Below are 13,600 nucleotides of genomic sequence, written 5' to 3'. Positions count from 1 at the left end.
GGCAGGCCCCCCACCCCCTCGGGGGGGGGGATGGGGGCCTTCCTTCATGGTCTTTGGCATTCGGGCAGCGGGGGGCTATGGCGCGGCTGGCGATCCGATCCGAAGGGGCAAGTTTCATGAGCGAGAAGACGAGCGAACTGGCGATCCGGTCGCGCCGGGCGCAGTTCAACCGGGCCATCGAAGACGGCGATGCAAGCGCGATCGGACCGATTCTGGCGCGCGACTGCGTCATGCTCACCGGGACCGACAGCGCGGTGATCGCGGGTCGGCTGGCGCAGGTCAAGGTCTGGAAGCGCGACTTCGCGAGCGCGGCACGCCTTGTCTACGTTCGCCGCTGCGAGCGGATCGAGACCTCGCAGGTCGAACCCATCGCGCTCGAATATGGGCATTGGGAGGGGCGCGCACGCGAAGGCAAGGTGGGCGCTGCTTCGGGCAGTTACGTCGCGAAATGGCGCGAAACCCGCGAGGGCTGGGTCATCGAGGCGGAGCTGTTTCTAACGTTGGCTTAACCTTGTCCGCTAAGGTTCCTCTCTGGCGGCGAAGGCGGCAGCCGGGTGTCCCAGGGGGATCGTGCGTAGCCACGACTTCACTTTCTGGTTTCTCCTCCGGTCCTATCCCCGATAGACAGGACAATTCCCAATCGGGAGATAGATCGATGCTGAGCCGAGGCTGGACACCTACGACCCTTGCCCCCTGCTGGTACAGCCGCCGCCACGTACCTTCGGGGCAGCGCACACGCGATGCGGAGGGCGCGTCGGTCTGCACCTGTCGACACTGCGGCCGCAAGATCCGGTCTCGCGAACGGGGGCGCTGGGATCTTGCCGAAGGTTTCGATATCGATGCGCTGCAGGAACGTTCGCGCACCGGGCATTTCTGCGTGATCGACGCGCTCGATGGCGTGGTGATCGCCCGCTATCCCATTGCGATGGATGCCGACGAAGCCTGGATCCGCGCCAAGATGGCCGAGATCAGCGAGGAATACGGTGTGGCCAACTCCGAAGGCGAACTCCAGATCCGCATCGTTCCCGGGCGGCGCGACACCGAAGCGCGGCATTGACGCGCACGATCGACGCGAACCGTTCAGGCGCGTGCGTCGGCGTGGGCGTGGGAGCGATGGCTCAGGGCGTCCAGAAGGGTGCGGGGCGAAGGAAGGCCCTTACTCCAGACCTTTTCGTGGAAGAAGAAGACCACCGCGTTCACCAGCGGTTCGACAAGGGCAATCCCGCCCGCCATTGAAAGCGATCCGGTGAAGGCATAGGCCACGCTGAAGCCCACCGCCAGGTGAAGCAGCAGGAAGGTCACGGTCTTGGCTAGATCCTGGGGCATCGTTGGGATTCCTGTCCGATGAGGTGTGCCGTTCCAGTTAATGCGATCGTGTCGCAACAAGAAGCGGGCGATACCGGACAGAGTGATCGCAATTCCCGAATTGGCAGGCCCCAAGTCCCGAGGGTCAGTTCGCGAGCCCTTCGGCCTCGCGCACGGCCCGAGCGGCGGCCTGCGCGCGCTCGGCGGCATCGTCGAGCGCGCTCGAGGGGGCGGTGGGAGCGCCCGTTCGGGGGGGCGCGGCGATTGGGTTCGAATCGCGCGGCGCAAGGTCCTGGTCGCCGGGATAAGGGCGTGAACCGTAGATCCGCTCTTGCGGGAACCCATGCGCGTGGCCCGCATAGCCGGTGTCGTTGCCTTCATCGTCGTCGGGCGTGAAGAGCCAGGTGGGCAGGCCGTGGTCGGTCTGCTCGGAGGAGCTAGGCCCGGTGTCCGCGGCAAGGCCGGGGTCGGTGTCGGGCACATAATAGCCGGGACCGGTCTCCGCGGGCGCGTCAGTGATTTCGCGCCGGACTGGGCTTGCGCCGTGCTCGACGGACGAAGAATAATCCTTGAGCGCACCGGACAGATTGCCGCCGACCAGAAAACCTCCGGCCACACCCAGTCCCACGACGGGAAGGAGCCACTTCAAGGCGCCCATTGCTTGTCCATCCTGTTAAGATCCACCTTCACCCCCCGCTTTTTGGCAAGGGGCCCATGTCGCCTCGCTGAATATCCGGGAAAGCGCAAGCCCCGGCGCGGGAAGGACCTTCAAAGTGGTGTCCGGCGCGCGCATACGTAAAGGGCGCCTTCCCGGAAAAGGAAGGCGCCCTTTACGCGCAGGCGGCGCGTCGAACAGGCTCGGGAGAGAGGAGGAGTTGCCCGTTCTCGCGCCCGCCGCGATTACTGGGCCGAGGCGAGCGCGTTGTCGCGCAGCACTTCGTCCTTGGTGAAGCTGACGTAACGGTTGTTGTACATGCCGGTCACGCGGTCACCCTTGACGTAGAGACGGAAGGGGACGCGGCCTTCGGCCTTGCCTTCGATGACCGTGATGTTGCCCTTCTTCTCCGACGTGTAGGCGTAGTCGACGCCTTCGTGCGAGAAGTTGCGGGCTTCGTTGGCCTGAGCGACGGCGGGAAGAGCGACCGTGGCGATGGCGGCAGTGGCGAAAATCATCTTGAACATGGCAAAATCCTTAAAAAGTTGGGGTTGCAGGACTTGCCCTGGCACCTCTTTGTCTTGTTGCGATGCAGCATTTCGTAAATCGCGGTTGCGTGCAATGCGCTTTTCGGAACCGTGTCGTGCAAAAACTGCAATTAGATCGATAAAACTCTGACAAATGGAGCGAAACGCCCTTCGCGGTTGCATCCACAAATCATCAAACGCGCCTCGCTATCCGCGCATCGGATAGAATTGCACGGTCGCCATTTTTGCATCCGAGCGGGCAATCGGGCAGGGTCGGCGAAGCCAGACCGGAATGAAAAGGAACTTTCATCAATGAATCGCCTCTTGCGAGGACATCATTGCCGTTTCCCGCTGCTGCTTGGCTATGCAATTATTGCCGCGTGCCATGGCGGAAGCGATTCGGTGCCGGGCGATCCGCACGATTCGCGTCCCTGGAGCCGGATTGCTCCGGGTGAATCGGTTCAGGCTCGGGGAACCGAACCGTTCTGGAGCGTGAAGGTGGACAGTTCGCAGCTGACTTACGCCCGGCCGGACGACCCAAGGGGAACCACGATCACGGTCCGCCGCTTCGCCGGACGTGGGGGACTTTCGTTCACCGGCGATCTTGACGGAGAGAGCGTGACGCTCGCGATCTCCGCGGGGCCGTGCCGGGATGGCATGTCCGACCGGCACTATCCTTTCAGCGCGAGCCTCGCGATCGGAGCGCGCGTCCAGAACGGATGTGCGTGGACGTCGCCGGAGACTCCTGAACCATCGGGAAGGGCAGGGGCGGCGCCGCCCCGGGGCACTGCGTCAGTAGGTCGGTTCGACGGGGGCGACGGCTGACGTTCGATGGTCAGATTCCATCGCGAAATCCTGTGCGATTTTCGGGCTTTCGTGTACCGGGGTGAGATCTTGCGGGCCGGGCTCGATGTAGAAGGCCGGCGCGGACGGATCGAACGTGACGGCGTAACGGTCGTGGAGATCGGGGCCGATTGGCGGCTTCATCCGGGTAGGCATCGCAGCCCCGGTCAGGCCGCCCAGCACGAACGATGCGGTAACGGCCAGGGCAACCGGTTTCAGAACGGACACGGGCTTTCTCCCTTGTTGCCCCCGCCGTTTTAAATTCGCATCGGGGGGCAAGGTTCCCGGCGTGTGGCCGATCTGTTCGGCGGGATTTCCCGAGTTCGTCCAGGGATAGCGGTACTGTCTAGTACTGCTATCCTATTGCATTGCAAAATAGCGATTTTTTTAATCGGATTTGATGGGTTTCACTTTCATTGCAATCGCTGATCTGGTACACCTGCAGGCAGGGATGAAGTTGAGCGAACAAAAGAAATAAGCTCGACTTCAAGCAGAGGATGCATGTCATGAAGCAATTTCTGGCAGTGATAAACGCTGGGTTGGTTCTTTACGCTCTGTCGATGGCGGGGCGGCCGGATTCGATCCTCGAAATGTGATTTGGCGGCGTAAGGTCGCTCGACCGCGCCGTGCCCGGAACCCCCGAGCGGACGATCTGTCGCCTGCACACGCTTGAATCCGTCTTTCGTCGCCCCGATCCAGAGCCCCGGTGTCGCAGGTCAGGTTCAAGGCAGATCCGACAGATCGTCTCGTGGGGTCAGCCAAGGTTTAAGGGACAAGTTGAAGGGAAAAATAGCGCCGCGCGTGCGTGCGGCCAAGGAGTTGTCCGTCAAGAACCGGAGCAAGCGATTGGAACCGGTCCTTGCGAACAAGACGCGCGGTCCCGACCGAACTGACACGCAAGGGGACCGGGCGGAATAGAACCGAGGGAGGGGAGACCATGCAGGGCGCAAGCGGGCAGAAGACCCGCCGCGCCCTGCCTTTCTGGTGTCAGCATCCTGGAGCCCAGTCGGGCGCGGCCAGTTCGAAGACCGAAAAGTCGAAGCCGGGCGTCACGATGCAACTGACGAGTGTCCAACCGGGGTTTGTCTCGGGGAGGGGGCGTGCCGATTGCCAGTGTCCGGCCGCTACGATCAGTTGCGGGCATTCTCCCTTCAGCACGTCGTTGCCCAATATGTCCTCGCGCACGGGGCCTGCTCCGGTCTCGGCCTGGGCGAGCACCAGCGGACTGCCTGCGTGCCAGAGCCAGACTTCGCTGGCGTCGCGAACCCGGTGCCAGTGCGAACTTTGGTGCGCCTCAAGCAGGAAATGGATGGCGGTGGCCTGGGCCCGGCCGGCGGCGTCTTCCGGGCCGCGCCAGGTCTCACGGTACCACCCGCCTTCGGGGTGCGGCTGGAGCTTCAGGTACGCGATAATGCGTTCGGCCGTCTCGTCGCAAAAGGTCATCGTCGGTTCCGGTAGCTGCTGCGATCGTACTGCGCGGGCGACAAGGAATGCCGCAACCCGTCGGGCGAAGCAACGGACGAGCGCGTCTGTCCGCGCGCGCCTTGGCGTCATTTTCAGCAAGCCAATGGCGTCGGAATAGGCGGCGGGCTTGCCCGGGGCGGCGGCGAACCCGAGACCAGTGGGGTGTCGAGGTGTTACTGCTCACCCTCATCGTGCCGAAATGCGGCGACCGAGGCCGTACATCGCAGCCGAGGCGCATGCGACGTGTTCCGCTACCGGTGCTTGGCGGGCACCGGGGTCATATCTCCGCGATTCTTCGGGATAATAAGGCGAGAGAGGCAGGCGGGACCTTGCGCAGTCGGGGCAAGCTGGGCCACCCTGGCGGCGGCATCTTCCCGCCGTACCTAGGAGCCTTTCATGAGCCGCCGTCCCTGGTTTGCCCTGTCCGTTGCCGTGTTGGCGTGCTGCCCCGCCCTGGCGCAGGCCGCGCCGTCGCCGGAGCAGGTGGCCGCGGCCGCTCTTGCCAAGGCGCCGGTCTGGGACGGGCACAACGACGTGCCCGAACAACTGCGTGAGCGGCGCCAGGACATTCTGGCCGGGTTCGATTTTGCCGATACATTGAACACCGCCGATGCCGCGAACGGCAAGGACGCGATGCAGACGGATCTGGCGCGCCTGCGCAAGGGCAAGGTCGGCGCGCAGTTCTGGTCGGTCTTCGTGCCCGCTACGCTGAGCGAGCAGCAGGCGGTCCAGGCGACGATCGAGCAGATCGACGTGATGAAGCGGATCATTGCCGGGCATCCGGACCAGATGATGTACGCGACGAGTTCGGCGGACGTGGAGGCGGCGCGCAAGGCGGGCAAGATTGCCTCCCTGCTGGGCATGGAGGGCGGCCACTCGATCGGTTCGTCGCTGGCGGTGCTTCGCCAGATGTACGCGCTGGGCGCGCGCTACATGACGCTGACCCACTTCAAGGCGAATGGCTGGGCCGACAGCGCCACCGACGCGCCGGTGCACGACGGCATGACCGAGTTTGGCAAGGACGTGGTGCGCGAGATGCAGCGCCTGGGCATGCTGGTCGATCTCAGCCATGTCTCGGCCAGGACGATGGCCGACGCGCTTGACGTGGCGCGCGCGCCGGTGATCTTCAGCCATTCGGGCGCGATGGCCGTGGACAGCCATCCGCGCAACGTGCCCGACGACATCCTCGATCGCCTCAAGGCCAATGGCGGCATCGTCATGGTCAACTTCTACCCCGCCTATGTCAGCGAACAGGTCCACCAATGGAAGGCGGCGCGGGCGGGAGAGGCGACGCGGCTCGGAATCCTCCATCCCGATGCGCCGGACAAGGTTTCGGCGGGCCTGGCGGCCTGGGAGAACGACCACGCCAAGCCGGTAGCCTCGGTTTCGCAGATCGCCGACCACGTCGACCACATCGTAAAGCGCATCGGCGCCGACCATGTCGGGCTGGGCGGCGATTTCGACGGCGGTTCCGTCGGGGTCGCAGGAATGCCGGATGTTTCGGCCTATCCGGCGCTGTTCACCGAACTGGCGCGGCGGGGCTATTCGCAGGCCGATCTCGAGAAGATCTCCAGCCGCAACATGCTGCGCGTGCTGAAGGCGGCCGAGGCCTATGCCGCGGCGCACCGCGCGGACCCGCCGATCGAATCGCCGACGACGTTCTGAGCCGTTCAGGCGCGTTCCAGTTCGGACGCGCTCTTGAGGACCTGCGCGCCGTCCTCCTGCTCGATGAGGTAGGCGGGGTTTTCCTGCGTGGCGTTGCGTACGATTCGCGCGCCTTTGAGTTTGCGCGCGACGCGTTGCTCGAAGCGTTCGGAAATGGTCCCGGTGGCCGTTCCATCGCCCCAGTTCCAGCGCACGCGCGTGCCCTTTCGCCAGGAATGCGTCACGGGGCCGATCCGTCCGGGTTGGCTGGCGAGCTCGCGCTGGCTTGCGGGGAGGTGTCCGCATCCGAGCCGGCGTAGACCCAGGCGACCGCGACGGCGGCGATCGCGAGGCCAAGGCTGGCGAAGAGGACGTGGCGCACGATGCCGGGCGTCGTGCCCGCGCGCGCATCGACCTTGTCGATGTGGGGTGGGGTGTCTGGGGATTCCATGTCGCGTCCCTCTTGAATGTGGTTGTTTCAAGGGGAACGCGACGGGAAGTCGATCCGTTCCGGCCAATCGGGCCGGAGCGGGGCGCGATCAGTCGCGCAGGAGTTCGTTGATGCCCGTCTTCGAGCGGGTCTGCGCGTCGACTGTCTTGACGATCACGGCGCAGTAGAGCGAGGGGCCCGTCGAACCGTCGGGCAGCGGCTTGCCGGGCAGGGCGCCGGGGACGACCACCGAGTAAGGCGGCACGTAGCCGACGTGGACTTCACCGGTCGCGCGGTCGACGATCTTGGTCGAGGCGCCGAGGTAGACGCCCATCGAGAGCACCGCACCTTCACCCACGCGCACGCCTTCGGCGACTTCCGAGCGGGCGCCGATGAAGCAGTTGTCCTCGATGATGACCGGGCCCGCCTGGAGCGGTTCGAGCACGCCGCCGATGCCGACGCCGCCCGAAATGTGGACGTTCTTGCCGATCTGGGCGCATGAGCCGACGGTCGCCCAGGTGTCGATCATGGTGCCTTCGCCGACATAGGCGCCCAGGTTCGTGAAGCTGGGCATCAGCACCACGCCCTTGGCGATGTGGGCGCTGCGGCGCACGACCGCGCCCGGCACCACGCGGATGCCCGCGGCCTTGAACTCGGCTTCGCCCCAGCCGGCGAACTTGAGCGGCACCTTGTCGAAGGCGGGGGCGCCAGCCGAACCGTAGTCCATCACGCCGTTGTCGGCGAGGCGGAACGAGAGCAGCACGGCCTTCTTGAGCCACTGGTTTACCTTCCAGCCACCCTGGCCGTCAGGCTCGGCGACGCGCGCCTTGCCGGAATCGAGCAGGCCGAGCGCCTCGTCGACGATCTTGCGCACGTCCTCGCTGGCGGGGGTCACGGTGTCGCGCGCCTCGAAGGCGGCTTCGATCGCGGTTTCGATATCGGACATGAGGGCTGTCTCCGGTAAAAGGGTTCGGTGTTCGGTTTTCGGCGCTGCGCCTATCGCGCAGGCGCCGTCAGGACAAGCAAAAGCGGCGCAGGGCGGGCCGTTTCGGACCGCCTGTCGGCCAGTCAGGCGAGCGGGCCGTCGGGCTCCATCATTTCGCGCACGAAGGGGATCAGGCCCGTCTGGCGCGCGCGGCGCAGGCGCTCGGCGGCGAGGATCTGCTTCACCTTCTCGAAACAGGCATCGATGTCGTCGTTGACGACGACGTAGTCGTAGCCGTCCCAGTGGCTGATTTCCGAGCGCGCGCGGTCCATGCGCGCGGCGATCACCTCGGCGCTGTCGGTGCCGCGACCGGTCAGGCGGCGGCGCAGCTCGTCGATGCTGGGCGGCAGCAGGAACACGCGCACGACGTCGCGCTCGAGCTTCTGGTAGAGCTGCTGGGTGCCTTGCCAGTCGATGTCGAAGATGTAGTCCTGCCCGGCCTTGAGCCCGGCCTTCACCTGCGCCTTGGGGGTACCGTAGCTCTTGCCGAAGACATGCGCCCATTCCAGGAACTCGCCGTCCTCGGCCATGCGGTCGAACTGCTCCTGGCTGACGAAGTGATAGTCCTTGCCGTCGACTTCGCCCGGACGGGGGCTGCGCGTGGTGCACGAGACCGAGTTGCGGATGTGCGGGTCATGCTCGAGCAGCATGCGCGAGATCGTGGTCTTGCCCGCGCCCGAGGGCGAGGAGAGGATCAGCATCAACCCGCGCCGGTGCAGCGAGTCGCCGTCGGCGGCGTGGGGTTCGGTAAGGGTGGTATCGCGGGCCATGCCTCCCGATGGCGGGAGCGGGCGGGCAAATCAAGTGGAACCCGACCGGCTTTCCGGGAAAGTCGGCGGGCAGTTCAGTCCTCTTCGGCGCCGTCCTTCGCCATCTTCTCGAGCTGGCGCGCACCTCGTGCGGCAGCGATCTTGGCCTGGCGACGTTCGTACAAGGTCTTGGCGAGCAGCGTGCCGCCAACCGCGAGTGCGCCCGGGACCGAACCCATGGCCATGCGCGCGATGCTGCGATGGAGCAGGATTTGCGCCATCGTCCGCCCGTTGAGGATGCTGCTGGCCTTGCGCGGCGTATAGGCGCGGCCGAGCAGGGCGCGCTCGATCGCGCGTCGCGCCACCATCGTGCCGCTGCGCAGCGCAATGTCGGCAATGGCAAGGTTGGTGGCGGGATTGGGGCTGGGGCCGAGCAGGCTGGCGGCGGGCACGGCAGGCTTTCCAGGTTCGACCACGACCAGCTCGGGAAGGTCCTGATGCTCGCCTTGCGATTCGCCGAGGGCCGGATCGACTCTCTCGGCAAGAGTGCGCGGCGCCTTCGTGCTTTTCCTGCCCATCATCGTTTCAATCCACCGATGCCAGCCGGAAAATGTGCGCGAAGGCGCTCCTTGCGCGGACTGGCTATTTCTTCTTGCCGAAATCGACCGAGACGACGTTCGAGCCGTCTTCGCTGGGGGTAACGCGCGAGGCAACCTCGCGTTCCTGTGCGTCGTTTTCCGCCGGGGCGGTGTCCTCGAACTCGTCCTCGTCCATCGCCTGGAACTGGAGGCCGAAATCGACCGCGGGGTCGACGAAGGCGGTGATCGCCGAAAAGGGCACGTCGAGCTTTGCTGGCATCTGGTTGAAGCTCAGGCTCACCGTGAAGCCGTCCTCGCTCACGCCCAGGTCCCAGAACTTGTTCTGCAAAACGATCGTCATTTCGTCCGGGAAGCGGGCCTTGAGCTCGGGCGGAATGCTCACGCCCGGGGCTCCGGTCTTGAACGTGATGTAGAAATGGTGGTTGCCGGGCAGGACACCGTTCGTGGCTTCGACCTGTCCCAGCACGCGGCCCACGACGGCGCGCAGGGCTTCCTGCACGATTTCGTCGTAAGGGATCAGGCTATCTGGTGGCGTATCGTTCATCGCGCTCTAGGTGCGCATCGTTGTGCCCGGGGTCAAGCCACAAGGGAGACGTTTTTGCACGGCTTCGTGGGTCGGGCAGGGGATTATCCCCATGGGGCGTTGATCTATCTGCAAAGTCGCCGGGGCGAATGCACGCGATTGATTCCCGCTGATACAGGTCTATAGGCCCTTTTCATGCGTACAGCCTCGATCACCCGCACGACCCACGAGACCGATATCCATGTCGAGGTCAATCTCGACGGTACCGGCCAGTACAACGTCACGACCGGCATCGGTTTCCTCGATCACATGATCGAGCAGTTCTCGCGCCATTCGCTGATCGACATCACCTGCCACATCAAGGGTGACCTGCACGTCGACCAGCACCACACGACCGAGGACAGCGCCATCGCGATCGGCCAGGCGATCTCCGAGGCGCTTGGCGACAAGGCCGGGATCGGGCGCTACGGCGACGTGAATTCACCGATGGACGAGGCGCTGAGCCGCGTCTCGCTCGACATTTCGGGCCGCCCCTACCTGGTGTGGAAGGCCGGCTTCACGCAGGAGAAGCTGGGCGAGTTCGACACCGAGATGGTCGAGCACTGGTTCCACTCGATCGCGCAGGCGGTGGGCATCACGCTGCACATCGAACTGCTTTACGGCACCAACAACCACCACATCTGCGAGGGCATCTTCAAGGGCTTCGCGCGCGCCATGCGCACCGCGGTCGAGCTCGACCCGCGCAAGGGCGGCGCGGTGCCCTCGACCAAGGGCATTCTCGGAGCGAAGTCGCTCTGATGGCCGAGCGGCTGGCCCTGATCGACTACGGCGCGGGCAACCTGCAGTCGGTCGCCAATGCGCTGAAGGCCGCGGGCGCGGACAACGTCGAGGTCACTGCCGACCCGATGAAGGTGCGCACGGCCGACCGCATCGTCCTGCCGGGCGTGGGCGCGTTCAAGGCCTGCGCGGATGCGCTCTGGGCGATTCCCGGCATGGTCGATGCGCTCAACGAGCGGGTGCAGGTCGGCGGGGCGCCGTTCCTCGGGATTTGCGTGGGCATGCAACTCCTCGCCTCGCGCGGGCTCGAGTTCGGCACGACCGAGGGGCTCGACTGGATCTCGGGCGAGGTCCGCCTGATCGAGCGCACCGACCCGGCGATCAAGGTCCCCCACATGGGCTGGAACGACGTCGGGCTGGGGCGCCACGACCCGGCGAGCGGTTTGATCGAGCCGGGCGAGGCCTATTTCCTGCATTCCTACCACTTCGTGCCCGACGAGGGCCACGCGGTGGCCGCGATGACCGACCACGGCGGGGGGCTCGTCGCCGCCGTCGCGCAGGACAACGTCGTGGGCGTGCAGTTCCATCCTGAAAAGAGCCAGGCCTACGGCCTCGCGCTCCTGACCCGATTCCTCGACTGGAAACCCTGACATGATCGTTTTTCCCGCCATCGACCTCAAGCAGGGTCAGGTCGTTCGCCTTGCCGAAGGCGACATGGACCGTGCCACCGTCTACGGTGACAACCCCGCCGCGCAGGCCATGCTCTTCGCCGAGGCCGGCTCGCAGTTCCTCCACGTCGTCGATCTCGACGGTTCGTTCGCGGGCCGCGCCGAGAACCGCGCGGCGGTCGAGGCGATCCTCGAGGTCTTCCCCGGCCACGTCCAGCTCGGTGGCGGCATTCGCACCCCCGAAGCGGTCGAGGGCTGGTTCAAGCTCGGCGTCAGCCGCGTCGTGATGGGCACCGCCGCGCTCAAGGACCCGCAGTTCGTCAAGGACATGGCGAAGGAATGGGAGAACGGCATCGTCGTCGCGGTCGACGCGCGCGACGGCATGGTCGCGACCGAGGGCTGGGCCGAAGTCTCGAACGTCTCGGTGGTCGACCTTGCGCGCCGTTTCGAGGACGCGGGCGTCGCCTCGCTGCTGTTCACCGACATCGGGCGCGACGGCATGCTCAAGGGGTGCAACGTGCAGGCGACCGTCGACCTTGCGCGCCAGACCGACATGCCGGTCATCGCGAGCGGGGGCGTCAAGGGCCTCGACGACATCCGCATGCTCAAGCTGCACGAAAAGGACGGCATCGAGGGCGTGATCACCGGCCGCGCGCTCTACGACGGGCGCCTCGACCTCGCCACCGCAATCCAGATGGCCGAGAAGGACTGAGCGCCATGACCGTGCGCATCCGTGTCATTCCCTGCCTCGATGTTGCCGATGGCCGCGTGGTCAAGGGCGTCAATTTCGTCGACTTGAAGGACGCGGGCGACCCGGTCGAACAGGCGCGGGCCTACGACGCGGCGGGCGCGGACGAGCTGTGCTTCCTCGACATTTCGGCCAGCCACGAAGGGCGCGGCACCTTGCTCGACATCGTGCGCCGCACCGCCGAGGTCTGCTTCATGCCGCTGACCGTGGGCGGGGGCGTGCGCACCGCCGAGGACGCGCGCGCGCTGCTGCTGGCGGGGGCGGACAAGGTCGCGGTCAATTCAGCCGCCGTCGCGCGCCCCGAAGTGGTCTCCGACATTGCCGCGCGCTTTGGAGCCCAGTGCATCGTCGCTTCGGTCGACGCGCGCCGGGTCGACGATGGCACCGGTCCCAAGCGCTGGGAGATCTTCACTCACGGCGGGCGTCGTCCGACCGGGATCGACGCGCTCGAGCACGCCGCGAAGCTGGCGCAACTGGGCGCGGGCGAGCTGTTGGTGACCTCGATGGACGGCGATGGCACCAAGCAGGGCTACGACCTCGACCTTACCCGCACGATCGCCGATGCGGTTTCGGTGCCGGTGATCGCGAGCGGGGGTGTCGGCAACCTCGAGCATCTCGTCGACGGGGTGACGCGGGGCCATGCGAGTGCGGTCTTGGCCGCTTCGATCTTCCACTTCGGCACCCATTCGATTGCCGAGGCGCATGGCGCCCTGCGCGCGGCGGGACTGCCCGCGCGCGGCCAGTCGACCCACCGGCTGTGACGCGGCTTGCAGGCTTGACCCGCAGCCACGTCCGCCGCATGGCAAACGCGACATGAGCGCACCCGATACCCTTGCCCGCCTCGAGGCCACCATCGCCCAGCGTCGCGGCGCCGACCCCGCGTCGAGCTACGTCGCCAAGCTTCACGCCAAGGGGCTGCGCAAGATCGCCCAGAAAGTGGGCGAGGAGGGCACCGAGACGGTAATCGCCGCGCTGGTCGAGGACGAAGCCGCGCTCGTCGGCGAGGCCGCCGACCTGATCTTCCACCTCATGGTCCTGCTCGGCGCCAAGGGCGTACCCTTTGCCGATGTCCTGGCCGAGCTCGACCGCCGCGAAGGGGTTTCGGGCATCGCCGAGAAGGCCGCCCGCCCCCAGGACTGAGTGCCTCCCTTCGATCTTGCGAATTCAACGCCGGAGACGCCGATGCCCATCGATCCCAAGCTGCCCTACGACGACACCAACGTCTTCGCCAAGATCCTGCGCGGCGAGCTGCCCTGCGACAAGATCTACGAGGACGACGTGGCGCTGGCCTTCAACGACATTCGCCCGCAGGCGCCCGTGCACGTGCTGGTCATTCCCAAGGCGCCTTACGTTTCGTGGGACGATTTCACCGCGAAAGCCGACGATGCGCAGATCGCCGCGTTCATGCGCGCCGTGGGCAATGTCACGCGCCAGCTCGAGCTCGACACGCCGGGCTACCGCCTGATGGTCAACATGGGCCATGCCGGGCACCAGGAAGTGCCGCATTTGCACGTCCACATCTTCGGCGGTCGCCAGTTCTTTCAGATGATTGCGGACTGAGGCGCCACGCGTGGCCGTGCCTCGTGCCCGGCCGACCGCGCGAAGGGGCCCTTTCAACGGGAAAATCGACCGAACCGGCCTTGCAGGCGCCCCAATGCCTTTGCAGGCACGGGCCCGCTCGCT

Annotated in this window: 20 protein-coding genes; 9 read left to right on the top strand and 11 right to left on the bottom strand. The window is 65.9% G+C overall.

Annotated elements, in window-relative coordinates; all coding sequences use genetic code 11:
* Positions 1 to 116: 116 nt before the first annotated feature.
* Both HT136_RS21275 and HT136_RS21270 read left to right on the top strand, forming a co-directional pair.
* Positions 117 to 509, top strand: a complete 393-nt coding sequence (locus tag HT136_RS21275) for a DUF4440 domain-containing protein (protein ID WP_214201857.1) — start codon at positions 117 to 119, stop codon at positions 507 to 509.
* 146 nt (positions 510 to 655) lie between these two features.
* Positions 656 to 1,057, top strand: a complete 402-nt coding sequence (locus tag HT136_RS21270; RefSeq protein WP_214201856.1) for a hypothetical protein — start codon at positions 656 to 658, stop codon at positions 1,055 to 1,057.
* Positions 1,058 to 1,080: 23 nt separating this feature from the next.
* Here the strand turns inward: HT136_RS21270 and HT136_RS21265 are convergent, their stop codons facing one another.
* The 5 genes from HT136_RS21265 to HT136_RS21245 form a co-directional block, all read right to left on the bottom strand.
* Positions 1,081 to 1,326 (bottom strand): DUF2061 domain-containing protein, encoded by a 246-nt coding sequence (locus tag HT136_RS21265; RefSeq protein ID WP_214201855.1) that lies wholly within the window; start codon positions 1,324 to 1,326, stop codon positions 1,081 to 1,083.
* Positions 1,327 to 1,450: 124 nt separating this feature from the next.
* A complete protein-coding gene (locus HT136_RS21260) occupies positions 1,451 to 1,963 on the bottom strand; it encodes a hypothetical protein (protein ID WP_214201854.1) in 513 nt (170 codons plus the stop codon).
* 242 nt (positions 1,964 to 2,205) lie between these two features.
* Positions 2,206 to 2,487, bottom strand: a complete 282-nt coding sequence (locus HT136_RS21255) for a hypothetical protein (RefSeq protein ID WP_214201853.1) — start codon at positions 2,485 to 2,487, stop codon at positions 2,206 to 2,208.
* Between the two features lie 792 nt (positions 2,488 to 3,279).
* A complete protein-coding gene (locus HT136_RS21250) occupies positions 3,280 to 3,558 on the bottom strand; it encodes a hypothetical protein (RefSeq protein WP_214201852.1) in 279 nt (92 codons plus the stop codon).
* A gap of 759 nt (positions 3,559 to 4,317) precedes the next feature.
* Entirely contained in the window at positions 4,318 to 4,773 is a 456-nt protein-coding gene (locus HT136_RS21245) for a cupin domain-containing protein (RefSeq protein ID WP_214201851.1), read from the bottom strand.
* A gap of 417 nt (positions 4,774 to 5,190) precedes the next feature.
* Here HT136_RS21245 and HT136_RS21240 point away from each other — a divergent pair, with 417 nt between their 5' ends.
* On the top strand, positions 5,191 to 6,459 hold the full coding sequence (locus HT136_RS21240) for a dipeptidase (protein WP_214201850.1): 1,269 nt from the start codon (positions 5,191 to 5,193) through the stop codon (positions 6,457 to 6,459).
* A 5-nt stretch (positions 6,460 to 6,464) separates the two neighbouring features.
* Here the strand turns inward: HT136_RS21240 and HT136_RS21235 are convergent, their stop codons facing one another.
* The 6 genes from HT136_RS21235 to HT136_RS21210 form a co-directional block, all read right to left on the bottom strand.
* Positions 6,465 to 6,683: a hypervirulence associated TUDOR domain-containing protein gene (locus HT136_RS21235; RefSeq protein ID WP_214201849.1), complete on the bottom strand. Its 219-nt coding sequence runs from the start codon at positions 6,681 to 6,683 to the stop codon at positions 6,465 to 6,467.
* Positions 6,680 to 6,889: a hypothetical protein gene (locus tag HT136_RS21230; RefSeq protein WP_214201848.1), complete on the bottom strand. Its 210-nt coding sequence runs from the start codon at positions 6,887 to 6,889 to the stop codon at positions 6,680 to 6,682. The genes HT136_RS21235 and HT136_RS21230 overlap by 4 nt, the downstream gene beginning before the upstream one ends.
* A gap of 88 nt (positions 6,890 to 6,977) precedes the next feature.
* On the bottom strand, positions 6,978 to 7,814 hold the full coding sequence (gene dapD, locus HT136_RS21225; RefSeq protein ID WP_214201847.1) for a 2,3,4,5-tetrahydropyridine-2,6-dicarboxylate N-succinyltransferase: 837 nt from the start codon (positions 7,812 to 7,814) through the stop codon (positions 6,978 to 6,980).
* 122 nt (positions 7,815 to 7,936) lie between these two features.
* Positions 7,937 to 8,623, bottom strand: coding sequence for a guanylate kinase (gene gmk, locus HT136_RS21220; RefSeq protein ID WP_214201846.1), 687 nt, complete (start codon positions 8,621 to 8,623; stop codon positions 7,937 to 7,939).
* Positions 8,624 to 8,697: 74 nt separating this feature from the next.
* A complete protein-coding gene (locus HT136_RS21215) occupies positions 8,698 to 9,183 on the bottom strand; it encodes a hypothetical protein (protein ID WP_214201845.1) in 486 nt (161 codons plus the stop codon).
* A 61-nt stretch (positions 9,184 to 9,244) separates the two neighbouring features.
* Positions 9,245 to 9,745, bottom strand: a complete 501-nt coding sequence (locus HT136_RS21210) for an SspB family protein (protein ID WP_214201844.1) — start codon at positions 9,743 to 9,745, stop codon at positions 9,245 to 9,247.
* Positions 9,746 to 9,919: 174 nt separating this feature from the next.
* Here HT136_RS21210 and hisB point away from each other — a divergent pair, with 174 nt between their 5' ends.
* Genes hisB through HT136_RS21180 form a run of 6 tightly spaced genes read left to right on the top strand, consistent with a single transcriptional unit; the run spans position 9,920 to position 13,477 of the window.
* Positions 9,920 to 10,522 carry an imidazoleglycerol-phosphate dehydratase HisB gene (gene hisB / locus HT136_RS21205; protein WP_214201843.1) on the top strand — a complete coding sequence of 201 codons (603 nt, stop codon included), beginning with the start codon at positions 9,920 to 9,922 and terminating at the stop codon, positions 10,520 to 10,522.
* On the top strand, positions 10,522 to 11,151 hold the full coding sequence (hisH, locus tag HT136_RS21200) for an imidazole glycerol phosphate synthase subunit HisH (RefSeq protein ID WP_214201842.1): 630 nt from the start codon (positions 10,522 to 10,524) through the stop codon (positions 11,149 to 11,151). Before hisB ends, hisH begins: the two co-directional genes overlap by 1 nt.
* A gap of 1 nt (position 11,152) precedes the next feature.
* Entirely contained in the window at positions 11,153 to 11,881 is a 729-nt protein-coding gene (gene hisA / locus HT136_RS21195) for a 1-(5-phosphoribosyl)-5-[(5-phosphoribosylamino)methylideneamino]imidazole-4-carboxamide isomerase (RefSeq protein WP_214201841.1), read from the top strand.
* 5 nt (positions 11,882 to 11,886) lie between these two features.
* A complete protein-coding gene (gene hisF, locus HT136_RS21190) occupies positions 11,887 to 12,678 on the top strand; it encodes an imidazole glycerol phosphate synthase subunit HisF (RefSeq protein ID WP_214201840.1) in 792 nt (263 codons plus the stop codon).
* A gap of 52 nt (positions 12,679 to 12,730) precedes the next feature.
* A complete protein-coding gene (locus HT136_RS21185) occupies positions 12,731 to 13,057 on the top strand; it encodes a phosphoribosyl-ATP diphosphatase (RefSeq protein ID WP_214201839.1) in 327 nt (108 codons plus the stop codon).
* A 42-nt stretch (positions 13,058 to 13,099) separates the two neighbouring features.
* Positions 13,100 to 13,477 carry a histidine triad nucleotide-binding protein gene (locus HT136_RS21180; protein WP_214201838.1) on the top strand — a complete coding sequence of 126 codons (378 nt, stop codon included), beginning with the start codon at positions 13,100 to 13,102 and terminating at the stop codon, positions 13,475 to 13,477.
* Positions 13,478 to 13,600: the final 123 nt, after the last annotated feature.

This window comes from Novosphingobium profundi, assembly GCF_018491765.1.
In the GTDB taxonomy this organism is placed as follows: domain Bacteria; phylum Pseudomonadota; class Alphaproteobacteria; order Sphingomonadales; family Sphingomonadaceae; genus Novosphingobium; species Novosphingobium profundi.
Note: the sequence above shows the minus strand (reverse complement) of the source record. Positions and strands in the feature narration are given on the sequence as shown.